This is a genomic window from Sphingomonas sp. (assembly GCF_051962185.1).
Classification (GTDB): Bacteria; Pseudomonadota; Alphaproteobacteria; order Sphingomonadales; family Sphingomonadaceae; genus Sphingomonas.
Window position 1 is genome coordinate 1 of sequence record NZ_JBQCCN010000259.1, and the last position, 25231, is coordinate 25231.

A 25231-nucleotide genomic window follows, 5' to 3' on the forward strand; every position below is an offset into this window, starting at 1 on the left:
CAGGCCTTCTCCACGCCTACCTTCGTTGGGTATGGCATCGACAAGAAGCACAAGATGGGCGACCAGCGTGAGTACATGTGCCGTTGCCCCGCCTGCAATCACTGGCAGATTCCTCGCTTCTCCCATGAGTTTGTTCACATCGACAATTTCCACTTCGATGTCGAAACCTTCATGGAGCTTACCCCGGACCAGATTAGCTTGCTCGATCTGGCAGGCTGTCATGTGAAGTGCGAAAAGTGTCAGCGTCGCCTCGACGTATCCAACCCGGCTTTCCGTGAATGGGTTGCGGTGTTCCCGACTAGGACAATGTTCCGTAGCTATCAAGTCCGTCCGTTTTCGACCAGCCGCCTGAAACCGGCGTATATCTTTGGCCAGCTTGCTAAGCACCAAGAGGAAGGCACGCTGCGCCAATTCTATAACACGGTGTTGGGCGAACCATATACGGCAGCGGACGCCCAGATACAGCGTCAGGACATTGAGGCCTGCATGAACGCGGGCACCGCCGGTGTGCCTGACATATCGGCGGACGCTCCGGTATTCTTGGGCGTAGACGTGGGCATGATCTGCCACCTGACCCTAAGCGTGGATACGCAAGAGGGCTTGCCTCACTTCATTTTGTTCGAAACGGTGCCGATCACCAATCTTGAGAACCGTATCGATGAATTGCGGCGCATCTATCCCAACCTTGTGCAAGGCGCTGTGGACCGTTTCCCGTACACTCCGCAGGCCGACGCGTTGCGCGATGTAACTAATCTGCTTGTAGTACCGATCCAGTATCGCGGCACACAGCCCCTACAGCCGGTCTTCGAATCTGATACTAAAACGCTGTCGCACTATTCAGCAAACAGAACTCTAATCTTAGACCGTCTGCATTCTTGGATCAGCCATAAGAAGATGGTTATTTCTGGTTATGGGGGTCAGAAGGAGACTTTAATCGCACATCTAAGCGATATGGTGCGCGATGAACAACCCGATGCCGAGGCTGAGTGGAAAAAAACAACTGGTAATGACCACTATTTTCACTCTATGGCCTTGAACCTGCTAGCTCGGCGAGTTTGTGAGCATATTTACGCTACCCAAGTCGGCACGACGGCAAATTCGCTTTCAATGTTCGGTATCGATTGGGCAGCAACGGGAAATCTTGGCCAGCACTCGCTCAAGGGACTGGACCGTCTATCGAGGTTTAACTGATGGCAATTACTGACGGGCTTGGAGCAATTCTGCTCCCCAAGGGCAAGGGCGTAAAAGGTGGCCGAGGCTACTCCACGACCTTTAATCCTCGTACCGATACGATCAGCGCTCCGCTGTATCGCGATCATCTTGATGACATCTATACCAGCCGCGTTTCTAATGACGCTCGCACTTTGCTGGCCACGCTGGTTAATACCGATCCCGATATCTCGGCAGCCGTGAGTTCGTTTCTAACCATGGCCGAGAGCGTGGACCCGGTCATCTTCGCGTACGATGTCAAGGACAATATCGATACCAAGGGCATTGCTCTTGGCCAGCAGATTTTTGCCCAGCTAACTACGACCAACGACTATACTATCGGATATTCCGCCAAGGATACGGTTGATGCTATGTGCAACAACCATCGCTACATGGTTATGCTACGCGGCATGACCGCCGGTGAACTCGTACTCGACAAGGCTTATGTCCCCAGCGAGTTGCGTATTATCGACCCCGGTACGATTGAGTGGCATGAGAAGCAGAACGGTGTCTACGCACCATTGCAGAAACCCGCCGGTTCGAATGACCAGATCGATCTAAATATCCCGACGTTCTTCACGTCTTATTTCCACCAGTCTCCGCTATCGGTCTATAGCTACTCACCGTTCGTATCTGCCATCAATACGATTGCTACGCGCACGCAGGTTATAAACGACCTTTATCGCATCATGAAGATCACGGGCTATCCTCGTATGGATATCTCGGTGGTGCAGGAAGTGCTGAATGCCAATGCGCCACCGCAGTTTCGCAATGACCCTAAGAAAGTCCGCGAGTTCGTCGAAGACGAGATGGGCCGTATCCGCCAGCAGTTTGCGGCGATGCAGGCCAGCGGCGTGTTCGTGCACTCGGATGCTGTGCAGGCGAAGATCATCAATGACAAGAATCCCGGCGTGAGCTTGCCCATCGAGAACGTCATTCAGGTACTCGATGCCCAGAACCAAGCCGCACTGAAGGTCATGCCTGCGGTTGTTGGCAAGGGTAGCAATGGACAGGTGGCCTCGACTGAAGCACGCCTGTTTGCTCTTTCGGCTGATGCTTTGAACCGCACTGTGGCTGGGATTCTCACCAAGGCGCTGACGCTAGCTGCGCGCCTCTCGGGATACGATGGCCGTATTGAGGTTGTGTTTCCACCTGTCGAGTTGCGGCCTCGCATGGAACTTGAGCCTCAGTTGACAATGAAGTCCAGCCGTCTCAAGCAAGACCTGAGCCTTGGTCTGATCACAGATATCGAATATTCGATGGAGATGTATGGCCGTCCGCCGCTGCCGGGTCAGCCTGAATTGTCCGGCACAGGCTTCCTCGATCAACAGACGGTTAGCGTTAATTCGGATGGTGTCACACCTAACAGTGATCCTTTGGGTCGCAGTCAGTCGGGGGACGGCGGCAACGGCGTGGCAACAGACAATAAGGCGAAATCCGGCAATACAAACAAGAAGCCCGCTGGTAAGCTAACTTTCGAGATTCCTCTGTAAGAGGCCCCGCCGAACCCGGAGGAACAGTTCGGCGGGGCGCTGGAGCTAAAAAGTGCTCCAGAGAAGGAAGCCACCTATGCCCGTGACCGTGTTTCGATTTAAGCGGTTGATAGCGGTTGTCAATACCTTTCTCGCCTCAACCGCTTTTTTAAGAATAGAGGCAGTGGCATGAAACAACTTCCAATGACCCCGGAACTGTCGGACTTGATCCATAAGGCAGTAGGCCCGGACGTAGATACGTCCAAGCTGGCAGTATTCGAGACTATTGCTCTCAATACCTTGCCGCTGCCGGGGAAGGACGGAACCATCTTCGAAAAAGCAACAGTCGCCCCAATTACTTTGCTGCAGATGGTCGATTACATCAACGCCGGAAACCATATTCCGCTAATCGCTGATCATGAATTGTGGGGCGCCCCGAAGGGCCGTGCGTTTTTCGCCGGTCTTGAGTACAATACGGACGGCATCGAAATGCGTATGCTGTTCTATCTCGACCCCAGTGAGACTGCTCTTATAGAGAAACTGAATGCTGGCTCGCTTGATGAAGTAAGCTGTGCGTTCCTGTCCACTGAATTTCTGTGCTCGGAATGTGGCTGGGACTATTTCGGTTTCGGTGCTACCGAGAACATCTATGAACGTACTTGCGGGAATGGCCATCACATTGGTGAAGATGGCGTTCACGCTGAGATGGTCGGCCTTCAACAGTTCATTGAATTGTCGTTGGTTGCCCGTGGTGCAGCGGACAAGCCTAAAATTGTCGGCAAATCTGACGCAAAGCTCGCGCCCGAAGCTGCTCTCCGTCTCGCGGCGAAGGGTTTCGAACCAAATGCGCTTGTTGTGCAGGCGTCACTAGGGAAAGAAATTGAAATGAGTGACAATATTCAGCTTATGAAGGATTTTACGGATGAAGTCCGTAAGACCGCAACCTTGACGGCGGAGAAGGCGACCCTGACGGCTGACCTGACTGCACGTACCAGCGAGCGTGACGCGCTCAAGACTGAAAACGAGCGTCTTACGACCGAACTCGCGGCTGCCAAGGCCGAGAGCAAGACCCCCGAGGACTACGAGTCCTCGAAGTCGGAAGCGGGCGAGGCTGTAGCCTTCCTGCAGGAGCAGTATCAGCATCTTCGCGTAGCGAAGGGCGAAGAGAAGCTCGCCGATGACAAGCTGCCGACCACGGTTGCTGATCTCAAGAAGGAGATCAACGAGCGTACGGCCAACCTGACTGCCATTCTCCCTGTGGGTGGCGTGTCGCAAGCGGCGGCAACGGACGAAGATGGCAAAGCGAAGCTTGCCTTCGACGCCAGTGCCTTCGCTACCCGCAAGAACTAAGGAGTAAAGGAAAATGGCTTACAATCCTGCCAGTGTTGTTTCCTTCGGTTTCCCGATCGATGCATTCACCTTCACTTACCTCATCAGCGGCACGGTAGATGCCAGCGCTGATGTGGGCAAGGCGGTGGCTCTCGATACGACCGCTGCTAATACGGTCAAGCTGACTGGAGACAACGACGTTATTTTCGGTCGGCTGGTGTCGATTGAAAATCGCGATTCGCTCGGCTTCAAGACTGGCGCGGTGCAGCGTCGGTTCAAGGAGAAGCTGCCTGCGGCTGTCGGTCACGGCATCGCGGTCGGCAATGTTGTGTCGGGCTCGGCAACTGCTGGTGTGGTCAAGCTGGCCACGTCGCAGACGACCCTCCACAATCAGGTTATCGAAACCGGCACCGACTACGTCGTGGTCGAGAAGCTCTAAGAGGAACCAAAGACCATGACGAACGATCTGCTTTCCATCGTCCGTAATCGCCAGCCCGCCGAGGTTGTGCTGAAGGACATCAAGAACGACAACCTGCAGGCAAGTCTGGCCGCTGGCCAGAAGCTCGTGCAGAACGCGAAGAACGCGCAACTGAACGTCGATGACTACCTCCGTCTCGCGGTGAACCCCGAGGAAGGTCAGTTTAAGGGCGCGAAGTTTGACGGCTTCGAGGCTGCTCTGGCTTTCCTTGGTCTGCCGGTGCGCGACGATTTCTCGAAGGGTATCGTCCTGCAGGCTGCTTCGGAGACGTTCCAGACGTATCCGGGTACCCGCGCGATGTTCCCGCAGGTTATCGACAACATCCTGCAGTGGAAGTACCGGCAGGATCAACTCGAAAACGTCGAGAACCTGATCGCGCAGTCGCGTACCATCAACGGCGTCGAAATGATCACCACGGTGGTCAACGACCAAGCGAGTGACTACCAGCAGACTGGTGTCATCGCCGAAGGTGGCCGCATTCCGATCCGCTCGCTGCGCACGACCGAGAAGAGCGTCAAGTTCTTCAAGTTCGGTGGCGGCATCGAGTTCACCTACGAGTTCGAGCGCCGTGCTAGCCTCGATCTGGTGACCCCGTATGCGGCTCGTCAGAACCGCGAAGTGGCCATCGGTCAGGCGGCTATCGCTACCTCGCTGCTCTTCAACGGTGATGGTGTGAACGCTGCGGCTCCGGTGACGAACGCCGCGACGCTGGCTGCGACCCTCCCGACCCCTCCGACGACTGTTGCGGGCCGGATCAACTGGGAAGTCTTCCTTGCTTGGCTCGTCCAGCAGGCGAAGGCCGGTACGCCCATCGACACTGTCGTGGGCAACTGGGACATGTATCTGGAGTGGCAGCGTATGTTCGCCACCCCGACGGCGAACGCTGGTGCTTCGGTGGTGGACAACCTCCGCAAGGCCGGTGTCAATGTCAACATGGACATTCCCTCGGGCTTCCTCCCGAACATCTCGTTCGCGATTAGCTCGACGGCTCCGGCGGCGAAGATTCTCGGCATGATCAAGAATGAGACTGTCGAGGAACTGGTCGAGAACGGTTCGGACATCGAAGAGAGCGTCCGCGCTATCGAGAACCAGAAGGTCCGGTACGTCAAGACCGTGAACAAGGGCTATCGACTGATCTTCGGCGATACCCGCTCGGTCCTCAACCTTAACTAAGATGATGGGGGCCGAAAGGCCCCCTGATTCTATAAGGAGAATTATCATGGCAGCTAACTCTGGCGGGAAACCGCAGTCGAGTGCTCAGGAGGCTGAAGGTGAAATCCAGCGGCGTTCTAGCGGTCCTCGCAGCCCCAAGACGGAAAAGGCGGACAAGCCTGATCTTGATCCCTCGCATACTGCGCCTGCTCCGGGCGCGACGGGCGAAAAGATCAAGGTGAAGACGACCGGTGAGTTCCTGCTGTACGATCCGTACACGCTGGAAGTCATCGAAGCGGACTCTGAGGGCACCGAAGTCACCCGCACTTCTTTCATTGACATGAAGCTCGAAAGCGGCGAACTCAAAGAAGTATGATTGTCCGTGCTAACACCACTCTAACCTTTCCAGTCATGTTCCCGTCAGGCCATCCTGACGGGAACATTTCATGGAGCTTATACGGAGCAGATGGCCTCCTGATGGACTCTGGTACCATCACCCCTGCCGTCGATGCTATCTCAGATAATATCACGATTTCTGCTGTGGATAATCAGTTGCCGACAGGCGACCTGATTGGTTCGCGCGATCTTGATTGGAGCTTCACCGTTGGTGGTGTCGCAGTTAATGACAGCTTACGCTACACCCTGCAGGCCTCTCTTCCTTTTGCTGTTTCCTGTGATGGTGTGCGCACTAAGCTAGGTGTGCAAAAGAAGGATTTGCCTGATGATCAGATTGACTTGGTTAGGGCGTATCTTTCGTTTCGTGATTCGGTTACCGGAGCGGCGCTCGATGCAGCGGATATTTCCGATCCTCTGACCCTAGTTACAATTCGAGATGCCATCGAAGCCACAGCGGCTTTTGCGCTAATTCCTACCATGGCCGTTAGGGTTGCCAGCAAGGAAACGAGCGGCACCAATCAGTTCCAGCTTCAAGATGTGGACTGGGAAGCTGTTGGAGCTTCTCTGCAAAACCTGATTGTTGAAGGCGTGCTAATTATCGATCCTACGTTCGATCCGAGCGCTAACTTCACCGGTCTGTTTATCGTTGCTTACCCGGATACCGACACCATCACTGGCGCTTAAACACCGGTGCGGCTAAGCTCCATAGCAATCGTGCGGTAATTGCGAAGCTCAGATTGAGCCATCGGATAAATCTGAAATTTCTGCACGTAGAGTTCAGATACCTCATCCCCGTTTATCATCTCTCGCAGCGGAATGGTTTGCTCTTCCCCCATACGCTGCTCAAGTTCATCGATAAGGTCCATCTCGTGCAGCAGGTTAGCATCCCGATAGCTTGAGATAGCGAGGGCTACTCTAATGATCCACAGACCCTTGTTCTTGTCAAATGAGAAGCCATCCAATCCGACCAGAGTGGTGCGAGGCAGCTTGTCTTCATCACCACGAGACTCGAAATCGTGATACTGCAAAGTTGGGAAATTTCCCAAATTGTTCAGTTCATCGATCTGGTCATTGACGTGACGAACCAGAGACTTGTAAACGGGTTTGACAACAGAAGGCATCGACGTTCCTATGGCTAAAAGCGCTCTACGTAGTCGCTTCGTCGTCCAGCAGCAGGGCGGTGGAGACGTCTTGGACCGCTCATCGCGGCAGCGGTTTGGCAATAACTTTGCTCAGGCCATAGTTGAGGACTTCGCATTTCGTTATGCCGATGAGAGCTATGATGAAGTGGTCAACAAAATTCAAGCGCAGATTAAGACAGATATCCAGAAGGAACTCAACTACGTTGCTGCCAGCTTTCGCCGCTACATAGTTGGTGCTTCTGGTAGTTCAAGTGGACCCGGCGGTACTTTGGGGTTTCAGCTTGGCACTGAGCTTTTCGATGACATGCCAATCAAGGCTCCGTTGCCTGAGTGGGCACCGCGAAGCGCTAAGTATCTATCTTACAAGAAACGAACGGTGGGACACACGCGCTGGTTTGAATACAGTGGATATACCTCTCGAAAAATGAATGGCCAGAACTGGCAGACCATGTTTGGTCCAATCAAGGTATCTTTCCGTAAAGCTAATCATGTGGAACGGCCCGGAGCTACCCAGTTCAGAGTTGAGGGGCAGCAAGGTCACATGAAGGTGCAGGTAGGCACTTTGCGAGTTGAGGCATTAACTGAAATCACTCCTGCTATGCTGCCTGCACTTCGCACCGGTGATCCGATGACGCCTATATCTGCCACTGGAAATGACGCCTTGATGGGCTTGGTTAAACGCTCTGATCCAGAGCTAGGATATAGACTTGCCAAACGCTCGGGACAGTCTACAGGAATGCGCTACCGGCCCACCTTGGAGCCGTTCTTGGCATTCTTTCTGACTAGGTCAGTACCGAACGCTGTTTATGAACGGCTCCAAAAGGGTCTTACGTCTGCTCGTGGAAGCGCTGGTCGCACTCGTTAAAAACCGAGCATCTTGTTGATATTTGCTACTGCGCCATCGACCGATGCGGCTCCCTTAGTAGCATCCTTAGCAGGAGCAGAGGTTCCGCCAGTTTTACCACCAAGTGCCTGAGCAACAATCATGGCCAACGAGTTGTGCTGAGAAATCAACGTGGCGTTGAGTTCTCCGTACTTCAACTGAATCTTCTGTCGAAGTTCATAGAAGGAGTACTTCCAGTACAACTCGTCTAGGTCACCTTCTACGCAGCCGAAGGCCCAGCAGCAGGCATCACCGAATCCAAGGTCGGAAAACCAGTTGTGAATTGGGTCGGTAGGGCTTCCTTGAACTGGAGTCCGTTCTGGACCAGCAAGTTGGCCCGCTTCACGAAAAAATAGAGGATATGTTTCACCACCCAATCAATGATCAATTTGATCTGATCCGGGTCAAGGTCCACATCCTCCATACTAACGAGGTCTTCTTCCTTGGTAATAGTGCCCTTCTTATCGGTCATCACTCGACGAACGACATAGTCGAGCATATACGCATTGGTAAGAAGCATCTCGGTAGCGGAGCCCGGATCGGGCAGCAGACGCTGCAAATCCATCTGTAGACCATAGGTCATCTTAATCGGTTCAAAACCTTCAATGCCTACGTCTAAAGTGAGCGGCGGACGTTCCATGTCCTTTGGGGTAAAAGTCTCAGGCATGTTCAGTAGACTCCTGTTCGATAAGCAAGCGGCGGATAACCGCGTCTAATCGAGTGCTTCGTTCACGGCCAAGAGCAAGATACTCATTGACCTTAGTATTGATCGGAACATCCTCTCGATTTGCTGCATCAGCAATCTCAAGATAATCCGCAATCGGCACCCGCACCGTAAAACTCCGATGCGTCTCTCTGGGTGAAGCATTAATTGGCATGTGTATTCCAAGCGGTTATTAGTGGTTGACAGAACTCCCATTGAGGTTGACCCACATAAAAGGCGAGAGGCAACTGTGAATTAATTTAGGAGTGCCCCAATGGCCGACGTCCAGAAGTCCGCATTTTCCCTGTCCAGCGCGACGCTGATGATGGCTCCGGCCTTCACCACCGATGTGTTCTCGCTGAACCCGTCGCAGCATTCGGTGGGTATGGTGCAGGAAGTCCAAGTCACGGTTGATGGCTCCATTCAGGAACTGCTCAACGGCGTGGCTCAGGTTACGGTCGATAGCAAGCGCACGAACGTGAAAGCGAGCATCACCGCCAATGTTTTCGAAATGACCGCTCAGAACTATATGCGTGCGCACGCCCTGTCGGGTGCCGCGTCGCAGGTGAAGCGTGGCCAGCTTACGACTGCTGCCGGTGCGGCTGCTGTCTCGCTGGTTATGAACAGCGCGCCGGTCCCCGGCGAGTCTGCTTCTGCCATTTCTTCGCTGAGCGATATCCCCTCGGGTGCTACGTTGCTGATCCAATCGGCAACGACCGAAGGTCTGGTGTTCCCGACCAAAAGTTCCGGTGCGGCCACTGGCACCGGCCCCTATACCGTGCCGATTGCCGGTACTTACGCCATCCCGACGGGCATGAGCTTTGCCATCGGTGACTACGTGTGGGTCGTGCAGGATGTTGCCGTTGGCAACATGGACTATGACGACCTGTTCGGTGTCAAGATTACGGGCAACCTGACGAACTACAACCGTCCGGTTACCGCCGTCTTCCCGAAGGTGCGCGTGGTCAAGGGCTTCGAGATTGCGTACCAAGAGACGCAATACAACTCGATGCCTTGGGAGCTTGCTCCGCTGATTATGTCGGCGAGCGAAGCGACGGGCCGTCTCGCAGAGATTGGTACTCGTGCTCCGGGTCGCGTATACGTGGGCGCATAATAACTCAGCGCTGTGGTTCGAAAAGGACGGGTTGCAAAACCCGTCCTTTTTGTTTTAAGGGCAAGTCATGAGTGAAATGCCAGTCGAACACATTGCCGACAGTCATAGCCTGCTGGCAGATGGTGTTGTAAATCTATTCGAACTCACGCCGTCAGGTGGTTCCGGCACCGTTAGGTTCAAGCCGGATAACGACGTAACATGGCGAGGCAATCTTTACACCGGTGTTCCGATGACCCTAACAGGCGAAAAAAAGACGTCGGACACAGGCCTTAGCATGCCCAAGTTGCAAATCGGTCAGCAGAACATCGACCTATCGCTGTTCAAACCGCTGATTTATGACGGGTATCTCGACAATGCCATCATTGTTAAGCTAACCCTACTGCTCGATAATGTCGTCAATAACCGTCTTATCCGTGACATAATGACCTATCGAGTGAAGCGCGTTGAACAATATTCTAGAAGTAGCGTCTCGATGCAGCTTGCAACGGTGTCGGACTCGCTTGGCTTCTCGATGCCATACCGTCAGTATCTCACTCCAGCCTTCCCTGCGGTATTAATGTCATGAACCTAGAGTATGACAATCTTATTGGACGGCCTTTCCACTGGGGTGTGAATGACTGTTTCGCTTTGGGTCGGGAGTTCTTCAAACAGAACTTCAATATCGATATACGAAACTACGCGCGTCCCTCTGACTGGGATGCTGACCGTCTCGATCTGATCCGCCTTCTTCATGAAAAAGAGGGCTTTGAAATGATTACTGATTTCAAAGCCAAAGACCTCCGCCCCGGCGACGTGCTATGCGTGTGCATCGGGGCTAGCAATCCAAACCACTTTGCGATTTACATTGGCGACGGAATGTTGGTTCACCATCTTTATGGTCGCCTTTCTAGCAAAGACCCCTATGATGATTTTTGGCGGAATCACTCTGCTTTCTTACTTCGTCACCCTGACGTACCGGATTTGCGACCAGTATATCCAGACGTCGATATAAGGACACTTGTTGATGCTCGATATGCTCGACTTGAACAATCCGAATGAGCGCTGCGGGTTCGTCCTCCACGACGGTACGATTGTGGAAATCGAAAACTGTGCTGAGGACCCTACCCGCTCATATCTGATGAACTCTAAACAGGCGCTTCCCTTCATTGCAGATGATGAAGTGAAAGCCACGTGGCACACTCACCCGCAGGGCGAACCAAATCTCAGCGGCGAGGACTATGCTGGCTTTCTAGGCTGGCCTGATTTGGAGCATATCATCATCGGTATCCGTGACGGGAAGAAGTGCATGATGACCTACAAGGTCGAAGACGGAGTGGTCATCGCATGCGACTAATTTTCCATGGCGAGCTTCGTGCTCTGTACGGTCCTTTCTTTGAAATCCAAGCTTCCAGCGTGCGTGATGCTATCGATGGTTTTTCGCGTCAGCAAGAGAACTGGCCAAAGGACCTAATGGTCCAAGTGCCGGGTTTTGACCGGGAAGAGGATTTTGAAGAGACTGCTGATGAAATCCACATGATGCCAGCGCTGATCGGTGGAGGCGGTAATTTTGGTAAAATCATCATCGGCGCTGTGCTTATCGTCGGGGCTCTATTTATCCCCATTCCCGGCTTGCAACAGGTGCTGATGGCTGCGGGTGTCTCGCTGGTTCTGCAGGGCGTCATGGGAATCTTTTTCAAGTCACCTACGGCTTCTAAAAATAACGATCCAGATGCATCGAAATATCTGGGCATAAACAAAAATACGACCGCTGTTGGAACTCCAATCATTATGGCTTGGGGTCGTATCGATATTGCACCGCACTGGCTAAGTCTCCAGTCGGATAGCAGTAACTTAACGCAGGGCGTGTTCCCTGCCAATCCTACCTAATGAGGAAAACACCATGCCAAACCTTATTGTTAATGAGGCCCTGAAAGAGTGGGCTACGACACCTACCCAAATCCAAGCCATCGACGCAGTTATCGCGAGCGGGGGAAGTATGCGCGAAGCGGCCCGAAGCCTCGGCCAGCACCACAGCACTGTCCAGAAAGTGATAGCACGAGTGCAGCGCAGAGCAGCGATATCGGGTTACAGCCCCGAGCATCAGATGATCAATCCTGTCCCGTTCGGGTTCCTTGTCAAGGGTCGTTCGGACTATTACCGGGTCAACCCCGATGGTTCTACGGAACTGAGGGGCTTCTGGCAGAAGACGGACAAGGATGACGAGGCTCGTCAAGAAGCTTTGAAGGAAGCTTTCGAGGCAATGTCTCAGGAGCTTCCTCGGCTCGAACCACAGCCGAGTTCACCGGCGGTCAATACAAGTGATGACCTGTGCAATCTTTTCACCATTACCGATTACCACATGGGCATGCTTGCATGGCGCAAGGAAGGTGGCGCTGACTGGGACCTAAAGATTGCCGAAGACATGATCTATCGCGTCTTCGAAGCCATGATTGATCGGTCGCCTAATGCTCACACTGCCGTCATCAATCAGCTTGGTGACTTTTTGCACACTGATGGCTTGCTCCCCCTGACACCCACCAGCGGTAACATTCTCGACGCTGATGGCCGATTCCCAAAAATCGTTGGTGCTGCCATCCGCGTTCTGCGCCGTATCATTGATCGCGCATTGCAAACTCACAATCACGTGCACGTGATCATGGCCGAAGGTAACCATGACATTGTGGGTTCGATTTGGTTGCGAGCAATGTTTGCGGCTCTTTATGAGAATGAGCCGCGTGTTACTGTCGATGACAGTGCCCTGCCATATTACCACTTCCAGTGGGGCAACACGATGCTCGGCTTTCATCACGGTCATCTGCATAAGAATGCCGGTCTGCCCGCGCTGTTTGCGAACCAGTTCCGTAAGGCGTGGGGTGAAAGTTCCTACGTCTATATCCACACCGGCCACCGCCATCACCGTGAAGAGAAAGATCACGGCGGTGCTATCGTGGTTCAGCACTCAACCCTTGCAGCCCGTGATGCTCATGCCGCACGGTACGGTTATATGGGCAATCGACAGGTGCGCTGCATTACCTACTCGAAGGTGTTCGGCGAAGTTGGAACAAATACCGTCACACCTGAAATGCTCGGTTATACAAGTACCCCTTGATTTTCATTCCAATTAACTAACAAGCAGGCACATGGCTGGACCGACGATTGAAGAAGAAGTCATTATCGACGCCGATGGTAAGGCAGTCTTTAATGTCATGCAGTCGGTTCAGCAGAAGATTGCCAAGATTTCCGGCGACATTACCAAGATTGTCGAGAACGCCAACGCCGGTACGAAACAGTTTGACAAGGCACTCGACGTAACAGTCAATCGACTGGAAAAAGCACTTGGCCAGATGCGCACGCTGGCCAAGGTTGACAACACCCCTTCCGGGAACATTCAGGCTCTGAATAACAACCGTGGTCTGGCAAAGGCCACGGTTGATGCCACTAACTATGCGCGCTCGCTCAAGACTGCGCGCAATGAAGTCGAGGCAATTGATGCTAAGATTTCAGCGTTGCAGCAGAAAATTGCAGCACGGGGGGCGCAGGGTGGCTTTGCTACGCTCATTCAGACTGACCAGCTTAATAAGCTGCAGGAAGCCTCAAAGACTTTATCGACGCTCGACAGGCAGTTTACTGCTCTGCAGAACCGTGCGCGTTTCCAAGGTGGCGATTATACTGACGAAATCAATAAGATCATCTCCGCTCGTCAAGCGCTTTACACAGCCGCAAGCGACGGTCGTCGAGTTAATCTCGGTCCCGAAATAAACGCTGTCACAGACGCTCAGGCAGCCCTAGCTGCAAAGATTACGGCTTCTCGGCAGCAGGAAGCAGCGGCGGCTGGCCTCTCGCTGCGCACCCGCAAGGAGATAGCCATTGCGGACGCAAAGCAACTTACCACCAGTGAGGCCCTGAACCGGGCGCAGTTAGAGACGGCTGCTAGGATCGCAGTTTTGCGGCAAGAGCTTAAAACGGCTGATCAAGCTGAACAGCGAGTGCTGCTGGAAAACCTAGAGATTGAGAAAGCTCGCGGTCGTCAGATTACTCAGAACATAGCTGAGCAACGCAGGGCCAACGGCGGGGGTGCAGGCGGAGGCGGCGGTGCTGGCGGGGGTGGAACCGGCGGTTTCTTCAGCGGGCCGGGGCGTGCTTTGGATCAGCGTGTCTCTACAGCTTTCTTTAATACTGCTCTCTACGGCGGTATTGCTACGGCTCTATTCGGCATTGTAAATGTCGTTGAACAAACCGCGTCTTCTTTCAAACAATTGGATGATGAGTTTGGCAAGCTGCAGGCCATTGCTGATGCTACCGATTCTCAAATGGTTAAGCTCAAGGCTTCCATCTATGATATCGGTGCTACGTCGCGCTTCTCGGTTCTCGACCTAGCTAAGATCAGTCAGACCCTCGCGCAGGCAGGTGTCAGTGCCAATCAGATGCACGATGTGCTGGCATCGGTGGCGACGCTAGCCAATGCCTCAGGTGCTACTCCTGATGAGGCAGTGAATCTTGTCACTAGCGCTCTTGGCGCATTCAATCTGCAAGCAAGTGAAACTGGTCGCGTTGCTGACCTGATGACCTCTGCTCTGAACCGCACCAAGCTGACGGTGCAGCAGACGGGTCAGGCCATTCAGTATGTTGGTGCTACCGCCTACGAGCAGAATATCAGCCTCGAAGAGATGCTCTCTACGATTGGCGCTGTTGCACAGGCGGGTATCAAGAGCGGCTCGACCATCGGTACTGGCTTCCGTCAGTTCCTTGTTGATCTACAGACGCCCACTGAGAAGCTGAAGGAAACGCTCAAGAACCTCGGCATTTCGATGGCCGATGTTGATGTTCGTTCTCGCGGTCTTGGTGCGGTTCTTGAAACCCTCAAGGAAAAGGGCTTTGGGTCTGCTCAGGCATACGGTGCCCTCGAAACGCGGGCGGCGGCATTCTACCTTGTCGCGAAAAACAACATTGATGTGATGGATCGTTTGCAACTGTCGTTTGCCCAGCAGGGTGCGGCTGCTCGTGCAAACGAACGTGCAATGAACACGCTGACTGCTCAGTGGCAGCGTTTCATCAATATCACCCAGAAGAAACTGGCTCCTGAAGTCGAGGCATGGCTAACAACGATTACTGATGCGTTAAAAGTCATCAACGACTACATGAGCAAAACAAACGAGACTACTAAGGGTACTAGTGAAGAATTTGGTCGTCTCAAAGACAAGATTGATCTAATCAATCCGCGTAATAACGGTATTGATTCTACTCTTGTACGCAATGTTCCCGGCGCAAATCTTTTGGCGACTATCGATGCGTGGGTTAATGCACAGTCTTATTTGAAGAAAAATGCTTCTGGAACTGCTGCAGAGTTCGAGCGGCTGACTACTGCTGTGTCCGATAACGAGGACAAGCTATCTGCTAATGGCGACAAGATTTCAGAGTTAGACAAAGAATACAGCCGTCTCATTGATCAACAGTCGAGCCTCAAGGGTAACACGGTTCGTGTAACTGCCGAAACTGTTACTCTGACCTCTAAGTTCGAAGGGCTGGCAAAGTACCTTACCAACTCGACCGATAAGTATGGCGACCTTATTCAGGCGATGCAGAAATATCGCGGCGAGGCTCTTAAGGTACAATCGGCCTTTCTTACTAATCAAGCGGCCTTGTACGGCCAGCAGAAGTCTGTTGCGGATGCAACTATCAAATCGATAAGAGCCCAGATTGCTGTTCCGGGTAAACAGGCTGAAATCTTTGAGAAGATGGGCAAGAACAAGGAAGACTATAAGTCGGCCAGCAATGCTTGGAGTAATCCAACTGCGCCCAATAGTCAGCAAGTTTTGGCTGATCTTGGTAATAAATATGATATTCCTGAGCTTCGTAGTCTTGCTATCGCGATTGGCGATAGCACGATGGCGGCTAATAATCAGACATTGGCGACGGATACACTTAACGATACCATGGCTAAAGCCACGGAGCAGGGTAAGTATTACAGCCAAAACCTCGCAAATGCCCAGAGCATAGTTAACAGTCTTTCTACACTCACAGGCGATGACAAGGCCAAGAAAGCTGCTGAAGCCAAGGCAATTGCCAAGGGGCAGATTACTAGCATCAACAATCTGCTGAATGACAAGACGCTTAAGTCTCAGTATCGCCCCACGCTTGAAGCGTTCTTGACAGATTTCAAATCGATCATCAGCGAGGCAGACGCCGCACTGGTGCCGACCAAGGAGGAACTGAAGGAACAAAAGCGTCGCGAAGCTGAAGAGCGTAAGCGCCCGCTAATTACCCGTGAAGACTTGATAAATTTGGTCGGCACCGAATTTGGTTTAAAGGCCGGTTCTGGCTATCGTTCACAAGCTGAACAAGACGCTCTAGTCGCGCGCGGTGCCACGAGAGCTAAACGCTCGGACCATACTTATGGTTTGGCTCAGGACTTCCCTTATACCGCTCCCAGCAAAGAAGCTGGTGATCAAATGGCAGCGGCCATCAAAAAAGCCTTGGCTAATAAGGGCATCGAAGCAACGGTTATCTATGAAACCGGTAAAGGAAAAAATCAGGGCACAGGCGCACACATCCATGCCGGTATCCGTAAGGGTCAGCGTTTTAGCAAGGATCAATCTGACCTTGATACTCAGGGATATCTCTCAAGTCTAGCTGAGGGTCAGGTTACTCTTGATCAACGGAAACTTCGTACCGACTTGCAGGACGTTGCTCGCGCCTCGACTAAGGATGCCTTCGACGCGGCGGTTGCCAATGCCAAGAAGACGCTGGACCAGCTAAATAAAGATACGAGAGCCGCCGCGCAGGCGCAGCTTGCGGCTGAGGGCGTAGGTCCCAACACTCAGGCGTTCAAGGTCAAGATGGCTCAGGTTGATGAGCAGATCGCCCAGAACATTGCTGAGTTCCAAGACAAGATGACGGATGCCCTGTTGAAGGGTATCAAGGCTCAGATTGCGGCGGCTGATCTGGCATTCGAGCGGGCTATTAAGGATTCGAAAGCTTCCAAGGCGTTTGCCGATGCACAACTTAGCGGCCTCAGCTATGAGTCCAACAGTGGCAATGTCCCCGATTATGTCCGAGTGCTGGCTCAGCATCGTGCCGGTGCTGCTCAAGAAGCTCTGGATCGCGCGACGGCGGCTGCCATTCCCGGTCAGATCGAAGCACGCAATGCGCAGATTGCTGATCTTAAGAATAAGATTGCTAATGATCCTAATGCGTACAACGTACCACAGCTTACTCAGGAAATTGATCAGCTTTCTAAGGAAGTTGATGACCTGACCCAGAAGAAGATTGCACTTGATGCGGCATTAGGCGCGGGCGGACTTATTCCTAAGACTTTGGGTGAAGGCGCTCAACAGGCAATCGAGGCTTGGAAACTGGCGAATAGCGCCGGTGATAACTTTACTCAGTATCTCAATAAGAACCTGTATCAGGGTATCGAAACGCTGCAGAATGGCTTGACAGATATGTTCACGTCGATCCTCGACGGTTCTCAATCTGCGGGTCAAGCTTTTGGCAACTTTGTCAAGTCCATCGCAAAATACATCGATCAGTTGGTTGCTAAGTTCATTGCCACCCAAATCCTTAAAATGATTTTTAGTCTATTCCCCGGCGGTAGTGGCGGTGGCTTTGGAGCAGGCAGCGGAGACTTTAGTATTTTTGGTGGCGGGTCAGGCGACGCGGCTGGAACTTTCTTCGGCAACACTCCCGGCAACTTCGACGGTGGTCCTGCGATTGAAGGCATGATCGGTGGTGGTCGTGTCAACCAAGGTACGCCTAACCGAGATAGTGTCTACAAAAAGCTTGCACGCGGTGAGTGGGTCATTAATAAGCGCGCTGTCGATAGCGTTGGTGAAGACTTCATGCGTCGTCTGAACTCCAGCGGTGCCGATGCAATTCGTAACACCCAGTCTATGCCGGTTCTTCCGGGGCAGGCTCGTCAGGATATGCGCATCTTCCTTGTGGCTCCACAATCGCAGCCGCAGCTTACTAAGGATGACGTGCTTATTACTATTCAGCAAGACATGCTCTCGGGCGGTGAGACTAGTAAACTCGTTAAGCATATCTCGCAGGTGGCATAAATGGAGACGTTTAACTTTTGCCCTAATACTCAGGTCGTAACCAATCTTCCTCCTGATCCTGTTCAGGCAATCTCTATGAATGGCTGGACCTTTACGGCAAAACCAACTGTCCCCTACCAGAAGAAATTTAAGGTCAAGCTGTTTGGGCTGCGCTGGTATTTGCAGTCGAGCGGTCTTTATGACACCACGACTAATCCAACTATCAATGCTCGTTTGCTAGAGCAATTCTATGAGCGCAATGGTGTGTGGAACCCATTTACGTGGACACATCCACATCTTGGTTCACTGACAGTACGCTTCAATCAGCCAGTTAATGTGCCAGAGTCGCTGGAAAACTCTAATGGTCTTATCGATGCATTTGAAATTCAAATGATCGATCATAATCCGGGGTACTAATATGGCTAGCCTCACTCAAATGAACCGTCGCTTCGAAGTTCCATTTACCGTCGTGCAGGGTGGTAGTGGACAAGTGAATGCTATTTTATCTGAGACTGATCAGCAGGCTCAGCCGTCCTATATCTTCGTGCAGCCTCGCCATGTGTTGCGTACTGACTTTCCGACGGGACTACGCAGTGGCATGGTCGTGCGTGCACCGGGAGGTCAGGTTTTTATCTGCGGCGATAATGGTCCGTCTGAAACGCACGAAGGTACTATTTGGCAAAGCTTTCGTTTGTTCGAACCAACTGGAAAGTATCTGTGGCAGCGGCGTATGAAGGTCATTGATCCGATTACTCGATTGCCGATGGATGACTCTCTGCAGACACTCGGAACTATATATGCTGCTATCGAACCAATTGATCGTGAAGCTTTCGATAGGCAGATTCGAGTAAACTTCGAACAGGTCCGGTTCATCACGGGGTCGCCGGTGCAGGATGACGATTTGATTGACAACCGCGCGATAACTAAGGTGGACAAGCAACTCGGGTGCTATATTGGGGTCCTGACATAATTCACAACAGTTTTGGGAAATTTCCCAAATTTTGAATAGCCGGGAAATCGTGAGCGACCATATCGTCTTTTCAGGTTCTAAGTCGAGCAGCAGCGGGTTTAAACAAACCCCCGATAACTTGCGCTCGAATGATACCTTTGAAGGGATCATGGGTGTTGCCATTGGTCCCCTGAAAGGACCAACGCGTGGCCTTAAGTCCATTAAGCTCGATGGTACGGCAATCGAGAATGAAACTGGCGAACTGAACTTTGGCGACTTCGTCTGCCTGATCGGTGACGGTGATCCTACGAAGTATCCGCAAACGGTGCAGCTTAAGCTAGGTGCTGGAGCCTCGCCTCAGAACGTCAACCTGACGCTCGGCAATACCAATAGCAGTGGCCCCGGTCCTTGGATTACCAAGACACTGACGAACACCAACGCAGACTTCATCGATCTGCGATTCATCGTCAATCAGCTCTATCATCAAGACAAAAACGGCGTTTATTCTAATACGGCAACTATTGAAATCCAGATGAAGCCTACTGGGCTGACTAACTGGATTGCGCCCGAGATGGGTACTGTCACTGGTACCTATAATGAGCAGGGTATAAATTTCAGCACTGCGTGGGGAACCTTAATTAAGGGCTTGTTTCCTCAGCAATACTATGATGCCGGTGGGAATTTCATTAATCCCAGCAGCCCCGGTTATTCTATTACAGGTAAAACGACAAGCGCTTCTGTCTATGAACTTCGCATTGCTGTGCCAAATACCGGTGCTTATGCTAATAAGCAGTGGGACGTGCGCTGTCGCCTTGTCCAACCTGAGAGCGTAGACGCTGATCCGAACTTCGATAAGCGCAATATCTCGTGGGAGTCGCTTGCGGCAGTCTACGCCAATAACATGGGCAATGATCCTGATTGGAAGGGCGTTGCATGGATGCAGCTTTATGGCAAGGCATCCGACCAGCTTTCGGGCGTTCCTGAGGTCACTGGCGAGTGGGATGCTAAGATCGTTTCTGTGCCGCCCAGCACAGTCTTTAATCCTGATACCCGCGTTTATACCGGTGCAATTTGGGACGGGTCTTGGGCTAAGGCGTGGACCAATGATCCTGCGTGGATTATCAATGATGCCATTTCGGATAGCTTGTCAGGGCTGTCGCTGATAGCACCGGGCTCCTACTTGAATAAGTGGGACGCCTTGGAAATGTCCAAGTATTGCTCGGCACTGGTGCCGGATGGTGCTGGGGGTCAAGAGCCAAGGTTCTCGATCAATATTGCAGTTACGGAGCAGCAGAAAGCTGAAGACTTTATCCGGTATCTCGCGGGCGCTGTTGGCGCTCTCGCATGGGATACGGGTGACGGTGAGTGGCGTATCAAGATGGATAAGCCCAGCAATGCTGTGGATATCTTTACGCTTGAAGATATTGAAAATGAGTTTGTTTATAGCAGCACTGACGTCGATACTCGTTATAACGATATCACTTTCAAGTTCAAAAACAAAGAGTTCGACTATCGTGATGACGCTGTTCGTCTATATGACAATACCTCCATCGCCACTATTGGTCGCAAACCAACTACAATCGTAGGTGTCGGCTGCACCGGACGACAGGAAGCTATGCGCCGCACGATGTTGCGGCTGCTCACGTCTGTCCACGAAACACGAATGGTTACCTTCACTACTACTCGTCGTGGACGTAACGTCGAGCCACTTGACTGCATCCTTATTGCTGACGGCGATTTGACCACCAACGGTGTGCGCACCACTGGTCGCGCTGTTACTGTTGCGGCTGATCGCAAGAGCATCACTCTGCGCGACACCGTTCGTCTTGAGGTCGGTGTGACCTACACGATGAACTACGCCAGCCCTAACCCGAATTATACTCCGAACACAACGACCCAGCCGACCAACGACGACTGGAAGAAACCGACTCTGACGGGCACGGTGAATGTCATCAACACGTCGGGGCAGCGTGGTGATGTTCGCACACTGTATTTTGACACGGCTCTGCCTGCTGATATCCCTGCTAATCTCGATATTGCGTTGTCGGCAACAGGCCTGCCCACAATTCCTAAGATGTATAGGGTTGTGGATGTTACGCCAAACGACGACGGCGAACGTGTCAGCATTAGCGCTATTGAGGTTTACACTGCGAAGTACGCCCTTGCAGATAACGTCAGCAATCAGGACACGGTGTACCAAGACCTTCGCGGTGTCGTTCCTCCCCCGACTGCGCCTGATGGCGGACCTTTCCTTTCCGTAGTCAGTGTTCCTGCAGAGCAGGGCAGCAACACGAACGTGGCAGCTAATTGGGTTCGGCCTGCTGGCGCATTTATCAGCGGCTTCCGCGTTCGGCACTCGGTCAATGGCGGTGCATGGATTACTGACATCGAGCGCACTCAGGATAGCAGCTTTGAGTTGGTTAACCCCGGCACTGGTAACTATGCTTTTGAGGTTTGTACTATCGACCGTCGAGGTAACTACTCGACTCCACTGACTGGCAACATCGATCTAACGCAAGCCCTCATTGATGCGGCTCAAGTCTATTACGTTGATCCTGTCAGTGGTGATCCTACCGTGCCGATTAATGATCTGCAACCTGCCGAGCCGGGGGCAGACGTCACGGGTAATAACACGGCCAATGATACTGCAAATGTTGGCGGGGTCCCCAGCGGCACCGTGCTCGCTAATATCGCAGCGGCGGCTAATGACACTGTTGCTCCGGGCGTACCGACGGGTCTTGCCGTTTCGTCAAACCTTACTAATGATCCGGTTACTGGCCAGCCGATCATAACGCTTGTTGCCACTTGCACTGCGTCTGTGGCACCTGACATTGGTAGCTATCAGTTTGCGGTGCAGCAAGGCGCGGGCTCATTTATTGAATACACAGTTATCAGCCCTCGTCTTGAGTTGAAGGTTCCGGCAAACACCGCTTTCAATGTTAAGGTACGAGCCACGGATAAGAGCGGCAATCCTAGCGGCTATTCGTCCACTGTTCCTCACACGACGATTAAGGATACTACGGCTCCTGCAGTACCGACTGGTTTTACTATCACCGCTGGCTATACTTCTCTGTGGCTGAACTGGACAAACGATAGCGCTGTTGACTTGGATGCAGTCGAAATCTGGGAAAACACGACTAACAACAGTGCAACAGCAACAAAGATTGCCACCGTTGAAGCTGCCCCCGGCGCTCCCGGTGCATACGCGCGCACTGGCCTGACTACTTCTGGTCAGCGGTTCTACTGGCTCAAGTCAGTAGACACCTCGCTGAATACCAGCGGTTTCTCCTCGGGCGCAAATGGCACACCGGGTTTCGTTGCTACTACAGACCTCAGTGGTTTTATCACCGCTGATCAGGTAGCTACAGGCTTTGGCGGCGCTGGTCCTAACCTTGTCATGAATGGCAATGCTGATAGCGGCACATCAGCAGGCTGGAAACTTGGTGCTTTCACATCGGCTGGCTCCACGTTTGCGGCTGTGAGTGGTCAGGGTGTAAACGGTAGTTATGCTTTTGCAGCAGCAAAGACGGCGACTGGTAATCAGTCCAGTGGTCGTATGCGTGCTATTCCTGTAAAGCAAAGCACGCCTTACAATATCAAGGTACAAGCCAAAGGTAGTTCTGCAACTACAAATGGTTTCTATATCCGCGTCTATTTCTTCTCGGCAGTTGATGCTCAAGGATATGGTACAACTGCGGTTGGTTCGACTATCGATCTTACTGGAGCGTCTAACGGTCCTCTGACAACTTCGTATGTTCCATATGATCAGGTGATTACGACTCCTGCTGGTGCTCAGTACATGGCAGTTGAAATCATCAACTATACGACCTCTACGGCTCTCACTGTTTATTTCGATGAGTTCGCTGTACTAGAGCAACTTTCTGCCAATCAAATTGGTACCGGCTTTATTACGAGCGGTATGGTCGCTGCTGGTGCGATTGATATTACGAAGTTCGCTACAGGACTTGCTCCGGTTGAGAAGGTTTCTTCTAAACCATCGACGGGTAACTTTGAAGGTCGCCAGATTTATTTGACGACTGATAAGAAGGTCTATCGCTGGACTGACACATCGACGACGGGTACTTCGTTCTGGTCTGTGCAGACCGATGGTGCGGATATTGCTGCTAACTCAATTTCGGCAGGCAAGTTCGTAGCTGGCGCTATTCAGGCGGCTGACATTGCTGCTCAGCAGATCATGGCTAACCACCTGCTGATTGGCGATGCCTTCAACCAAATCCGCGATCCTGAGTTCCGCAGTGTTGGTCCTTCTGGCAATGTGTTCTGGGTTCAGGGCTCAGGTGGCACTACGCCTCCGGCACTAACTATCAACACTACGGACACAGATGTTACCACCACGCTCGGTATCGCACGGGCTTTGAAGTGGGATTATGCTGGGGCTACGACTAACTCGTATGCAGGACTTACTACCCCTCCGCAGAACTATATTCCAGTTCAGCCCGGTCAGGCATATCGTTTCACGTGTCCAGTCCTAATCAAAGCTGGCTGGAATGGTCGTCTCATTGCGACGCTGCAATGGTACACTGCCACCAAGGCTTATACTGGCGTCACCGATCAAGTTCAGTATGGCATCTATACCAATAGCCCCGCTCCGGCTGACGTTATTTTGGCAGGCACGGTAACGGCAGCCAGCGGTAAGGGCTACTTGGTTGCCCCATCAAATGCTGCATACCTGCTTATTACCTTGCAGCCTGTTAACTTGTCCACGGTTCCAGCAGGTGTGGCCTATATGGCCAACCCCTTCCTCAATCGTATGGCCGATGGTCAGCTTGTGGTCGATGGCTCGATCACTGCGACAGCTATTGCAGCTAATACAATCACGGCTCAGAACCTTGTTCTTGCCACGCGCGGTATCACTGTTTCCGGCATTGAGTTTACCCACAACTCTGGCGGAACTTCCAACCTGTTGGGGTGGACTGCAGGTTCTATTAGCTATGTCGATAATAGCGGTACGGTTCAAACTGTTAGTATCAGCGCTGGCTCTCAGGCTTATACTAGCGGCACCCTGTACATTTACTGGACCCAAGGTGCTACCAGTCTAACAGCAACGACTACGGCTTCGACCGCACTAAATTCAAATGTCGCGCTGATGGCTACCTATCTTGGCGGCACTAACTTGATTGCGACTTACGGTCGTACGATTATCGATGGCTCGAAGATTTATGCCAATTCGATTGGTGCTGCACAGCTTTCTGTTGGCAGCATTACTACCACGCAGTTGGCAGTTGGTCAGTTTGGCGGTAACCTTGTCGGTAACCCCGGCGGCGAAAGCGGTACCACCGACGGCTGGTTAGTTGATCCTTCGTATAACAGCGCAGGGAGCACCTTCTCAGCTACCAATGCTGATAAAAATAGCGGTGCTTATAGCTTCTTGCTGAGCAAAACTGCCTCCGGTAACAGTATCGGTATCGATAATAGGGCTATGCCCGTTGTTCCGGGTAGGACTTATTCGGTGCGCTGGAGTGAGAAAGGCGCGACGGCAACTTCCAGCGGTTGGTATCTTCGCATTCACGAGCGTACGTCAGCCCCAACATCGGGCTATGTCTCGGCAGGGGTAGCAACTAGCTTTACTGATCTTATCAGTAACGGCGCTATTACGGCTTCGTGGAACCCTCGCGAGTTCACTTATACGGTCCCTGCGGGTGTCTACTGGGTTTCGATTACTCCGCTGAACTATACTGGCGGACCTCTCAGCGTCTGGGTTGATGACTTCCAGTTCATCGAACAGAATACGACCACCATGATCGCAGACGGTGCGAGTACTACAAACAAGATTACCGTTGGTACTTTGAACGGTGACCGCATCACCGCTGGCACATTGTCGGCTGCCACGCTCACGGCTGGTACGGCTCTCGCAGGCTCGATCACGGTGTCGGGCACGGCCTTGAGCACGACTACGACCAGCGCTGCCAACGGGCAAACGGCTTTCACCGGCACGGCAAAGTACCGCACTGCAGGTGCTCCGACTAACAACCCTGTCCCGTCAGCGATTACGATCACTGACAACACCAACGGCACGCGCGATATACAGGTCAACTGGAACGCCTATGTCCAAGGCACCAATCAGGCTGACTTCCTGATGCTGTTCTGGAACAAAACATCATCGGCTCCAACGATTACTGATGCTAGCGTCAGCTTCTCGGTCAACACCACAGGTGGTTCGTACTATCGTTTCGAGGGTGTCAACCCTGCTCAGGCCTACTCCTTCGGTATTGCGGCAGTTCGCCGCACTGAGAATGGCTTGGAAATTGGCACTATTGTGTCGCCCACTAGCTCGCCTCAGTGTGTGAACGTCGCTTCGGGTACGACGAACTTCACGGCTAACATCGGCGGCACCCCTGCGGCCACCGACGTGTCCAACTCCGCTCTCG

22 protein-coding genes are annotated in these 25231 nt (G+C 52.6%); 18 read left to right on the top strand and 4 right to left on the bottom strand.

The window, feature by feature from the left end; translation table 11 throughout:
* From ACTHJR_RS16445 to ACTHJR_RS16475, 7 genes are all read left to right on the top strand, one after another.
* Positions 1-1191, top strand: a 1191-nt coding sequence (locus ACTHJR_RS16445; protein WP_440524329.1) for a phage terminase large subunit family protein, incomplete at its 5' end; no start/stop codon positions are given.
* Positions 1191-2702, top strand: a complete 1512-nt coding sequence (locus ACTHJR_RS16450) for a hypothetical protein (protein ID WP_440524330.1) — start codon at positions 1191-1193, stop codon at positions 2700-2702. The genes ACTHJR_RS16445 and ACTHJR_RS16450, both read left to right, overlap by 1 nt.
* A 168-nt stretch (positions 2703-2870) precedes the next feature.
* A complete protein-coding gene (locus tag ACTHJR_RS16455) occupies positions 2871-4031 on the top strand; it encodes a hypothetical protein (protein ID WP_440524332.1) in 1161 nt (386 codons plus the stop codon).
* A gap of 13 nt (positions 4032-4044) precedes the next feature.
* Complete coding sequence (locus ACTHJR_RS16460) at positions 4045-4449, top strand: hypothetical protein (RefSeq protein WP_440524333.1); 405 nt, start codon at positions 4045-4047, stop codon at positions 4447-4449.
* A 15-nt stretch (positions 4450-4464) separates the two neighbouring features.
* Positions 4465-5661 carry a phage major capsid protein gene (locus ACTHJR_RS16465; protein ID WP_440524334.1) on the top strand — a complete coding sequence of 399 codons (1197 nt, stop codon included), beginning with the start codon at positions 4465-4467 and terminating at the stop codon, positions 5659-5661.
* Between the two features lie 46 nt (positions 5662-5707).
* On the top strand, positions 5708-6016 hold the full coding sequence (locus tag ACTHJR_RS16470) for a hypothetical protein (RefSeq protein WP_440524336.1): 309 nt from the start codon (positions 5708-5710) through the stop codon (positions 6014-6016).
* A gap of 101 nt (positions 6017-6117) precedes the next feature.
* Complete coding sequence (locus ACTHJR_RS16475; protein ID WP_440524338.1) at positions 6118-6720, top strand: hypothetical protein; 603 nt, start codon at positions 6118-6120, stop codon at positions 6718-6720.
* Here ACTHJR_RS16475 and ACTHJR_RS16480 read toward each other — a convergent pair.
* On the bottom strand, positions 6717-7157 hold the full coding sequence (locus tag ACTHJR_RS16480) for a hypothetical protein (protein WP_440524339.1): 441 nt from the start codon (positions 7155-7157) through the stop codon (positions 6717-6719). The two genes, ACTHJR_RS16475 and ACTHJR_RS16480, sit on opposite strands and share 4 nt — an antisense overlap.
* A gap of 70 nt (positions 7158-7227) precedes the next feature.
* On the opposite strand from ACTHJR_RS16480, the gene ACTHJR_RS16485 reads away from it, so the two are divergent.
* On the top strand, positions 7228-8043 hold the full coding sequence (locus ACTHJR_RS16485; protein WP_440524340.1) for a hypothetical protein: 816 nt from the start codon (positions 7228-7230) through the stop codon (positions 8041-8043).
* Here the strand turns inward: ACTHJR_RS16485 and ACTHJR_RS16490 are convergent.
* Genes ACTHJR_RS16490 through ACTHJR_RS16500 form a run of 3 tightly spaced genes read right to left on the bottom strand, consistent with a single transcriptional unit; the run spans position 8040 to position 8894 of the window.
* Positions 8040-8264 (bottom strand): hypothetical protein, encoded by a 225-nt coding sequence (locus tag ACTHJR_RS16490; protein WP_440524341.1) that lies wholly within the window; start codon positions 8262-8264, stop codon positions 8040-8042. The two genes, ACTHJR_RS16485 and ACTHJR_RS16490, sit on opposite strands and share 4 nt — an antisense overlap.
* 17 nt (positions 8265-8281) lie before the next feature.
* Positions 8282-8728 (bottom strand): hypothetical protein, encoded by a 447-nt coding sequence (locus tag ACTHJR_RS16495; protein WP_440524343.1) that lies wholly within the window; start codon positions 8726-8728, stop codon positions 8282-8284.
* On the bottom strand, positions 8721-8894 hold the full coding sequence (locus ACTHJR_RS16500; RefSeq protein WP_440524344.1) for a hypothetical protein: 174 nt from the start codon (positions 8892-8894) through the stop codon (positions 8721-8723). Before ACTHJR_RS16500 ends, ACTHJR_RS16495 begins: the two co-directional genes overlap by 8 nt.
* Positions 8895-9038: 144 nt before the next feature.
* Between ACTHJR_RS16500 and ACTHJR_RS16505 the strand changes: the two genes are divergently transcribed.
* The 10 genes from ACTHJR_RS16505 to ACTHJR_RS16550 all read left to right on the top strand — a co-directional run.
* Complete coding sequence (locus ACTHJR_RS16505; RefSeq protein WP_440524345.1) at positions 9039-9878, top strand: hypothetical protein; 840 nt, start codon at positions 9039-9041, stop codon at positions 9876-9878.
* A gap of 67 nt (positions 9879-9945) precedes the next feature.
* Positions 9946-10443 carry a hypothetical protein gene (locus ACTHJR_RS16510; RefSeq protein WP_440524346.1) on the top strand — a complete coding sequence of 166 codons (498 nt, stop codon included), beginning with the start codon at positions 9946-9948 and terminating at the stop codon, positions 10441-10443.
* Entirely contained in the window at positions 10440-10916 is a 477-nt protein-coding gene (locus ACTHJR_RS16515) for an NlpC/P60 family protein (protein ID WP_440524347.1), read from the top strand. Before ACTHJR_RS16510 ends, ACTHJR_RS16515 begins: the two co-directional genes overlap by 4 nt.
* Positions 10882-11211 (top strand): Mov34/MPN/PAD-1 family protein, encoded by a 330-nt coding sequence (locus ACTHJR_RS16520; protein WP_440524348.1) that lies wholly within the window; start codon positions 10882-10884, stop codon positions 11209-11211. The genes ACTHJR_RS16515 and ACTHJR_RS16520 overlap by 35 nt, the downstream gene beginning before the upstream one ends.
* A complete protein-coding gene (locus ACTHJR_RS16525; protein WP_440524350.1) occupies positions 11202-11744 on the top strand; it encodes a hypothetical protein in 543 nt (180 codons plus the stop codon). The genes ACTHJR_RS16520 and ACTHJR_RS16525 overlap by 10 nt, the downstream gene beginning before the upstream one ends.
* Before the next feature lie 13 nt (positions 11745-11757).
* Positions 11758-12966 carry a hypothetical protein gene (locus ACTHJR_RS16530; protein WP_440524351.1) on the top strand — a complete coding sequence of 403 codons (1209 nt, stop codon included), beginning with the start codon at positions 11758-11760 and terminating at the stop codon, positions 12964-12966.
* Positions 12967-12997: 31 nt separating this feature from the next.
* Positions 12998-17914 carry a phage tail tape measure protein gene (locus ACTHJR_RS16535; protein WP_440524352.1) on the top strand — a complete coding sequence of 1639 codons (4917 nt, stop codon included), beginning with the start codon at positions 12998-13000 and terminating at the stop codon, positions 17912-17914.
* Positions 17915-18310: a hypothetical protein gene (locus ACTHJR_RS16540; protein ID WP_440524353.1), complete on the top strand. Its 396-nt coding sequence runs from the start codon at positions 17915-17917 to the stop codon at positions 18308-18310. It begins immediately after the preceding gene.
* 19 nt (positions 18311-18329) lie between these two features.
* A complete protein-coding gene (locus ACTHJR_RS16545; protein WP_440524354.1) occupies positions 18330-18863 on the top strand; it encodes a hypothetical protein in 534 nt (177 codons plus the stop codon).
* 49 nt (positions 18864-18912) lie between these two features.
* On the top strand, positions 18913-25231 hold a 6319-nt coding region (locus ACTHJR_RS16550), incomplete at its 3' end, for a phage tail protein (protein WP_440524355.1).

What these genes read in the sequence shown, in the direction of transcription:
- ACTHJR_RS16450 (WP_440524330.1), top strand. Translation starts at nt 1,191, where the DNA reads ATGGCAATTACTGACGGGCTTGGAGCAATTCTGCTCCCCAAGGGCAAG.
- ACTHJR_RS16455 (WP_440524332.1), top strand. Translation starts at nt 2,871, where the DNA reads ATGAAACAACTTCCAATGACCCCGGAACTGTCGGACTTGATCCATAAG.
- ACTHJR_RS16460 (WP_440524333.1), top strand. Translation starts at nt 4,045, where the DNA reads ATGGCTTACAATCCTGCCAGTGTTGTTTCCTTCGGTTTCCCGATCGAT.
- ACTHJR_RS16465 (WP_440524334.1), top strand. Translation starts at nt 4,465, where the DNA reads ATGACGAACGATCTGCTTTCCATCGTCCGTAATCGCCAGCCCGCCGAG.
- ACTHJR_RS16470 (WP_440524336.1), top strand. Translation starts at nt 5,708, where the DNA reads ATGGCAGCTAACTCTGGCGGGAAACCGCAGTCGAGTGCTCAGGAGGCT.
- ACTHJR_RS16475 (WP_440524338.1), top strand. Translation starts at nt 6,118, where the DNA reads ATGGACTCTGGTACCATCACCCCTGCCGTCGATGCTATCTCAGATAAT.
- ACTHJR_RS16480 (WP_440524339.1), bottom strand. Translation starts at nt 7,157, where the DNA reads ATGCCTTCTGTTGTCAAACCCGTTTACAAGTCTCTGGTTCGTCACGTC.
- ACTHJR_RS16495 (WP_440524343.1), bottom strand. Translation starts at nt 8,728, where the DNA reads ATGCCTGAGACTTTTACCCCAAAGGACATGGAACGTCCGCCGCTCACT.
- ACTHJR_RS16505 (WP_440524345.1), top strand. Translation starts at nt 9,039, where the DNA reads ATGGCCGACGTCCAGAAGTCCGCATTTTCCCTGTCCAGCGCGACGCTG.
- ACTHJR_RS16510 (WP_440524346.1), top strand. Translation starts at nt 9,946, where the DNA reads ATGAGTGAAATGCCAGTCGAACACATTGCCGACAGTCATAGCCTGCTG.
- ACTHJR_RS16515 (WP_440524347.1), top strand. Translation starts at nt 10,440, where the DNA reads ATGAACCTAGAGTATGACAATCTTATTGGACGGCCTTTCCACTGGGGT.
- ACTHJR_RS16520 (WP_440524348.1), top strand. Translation starts at nt 10,882, where the DNA reads ATGCTCGATATGCTCGACTTGAACAATCCGAATGAGCGCTGCGGGTTC.
- ACTHJR_RS16525 (WP_440524350.1), top strand. Translation starts at nt 11,202, where the DNA reads ATGCGACTAATTTTCCATGGCGAGCTTCGTGCTCTGTACGGTCCTTTC.
- ACTHJR_RS16530 (WP_440524351.1), top strand. Translation starts at nt 11,758, where the DNA reads ATGCCAAACCTTATTGTTAATGAGGCCCTGAAAGAGTGGGCTACGACA.
- ACTHJR_RS16535 (WP_440524352.1), top strand. Translation starts at nt 12,998, where the DNA reads ATGGCTGGACCGACGATTGAAGAAGAAGTCATTATCGACGCCGATGGT.
- ACTHJR_RS16540 (WP_440524353.1), top strand. Translation starts at nt 17,915, where the DNA reads ATGGAGACGTTTAACTTTTGCCCTAATACTCAGGTCGTAACCAATCTT.
- ACTHJR_RS16545 (WP_440524354.1), top strand. Translation starts at nt 18,330, where the DNA reads ATGAACCGTCGCTTCGAAGTTCCATTTACCGTCGTGCAGGGTGGTAGT.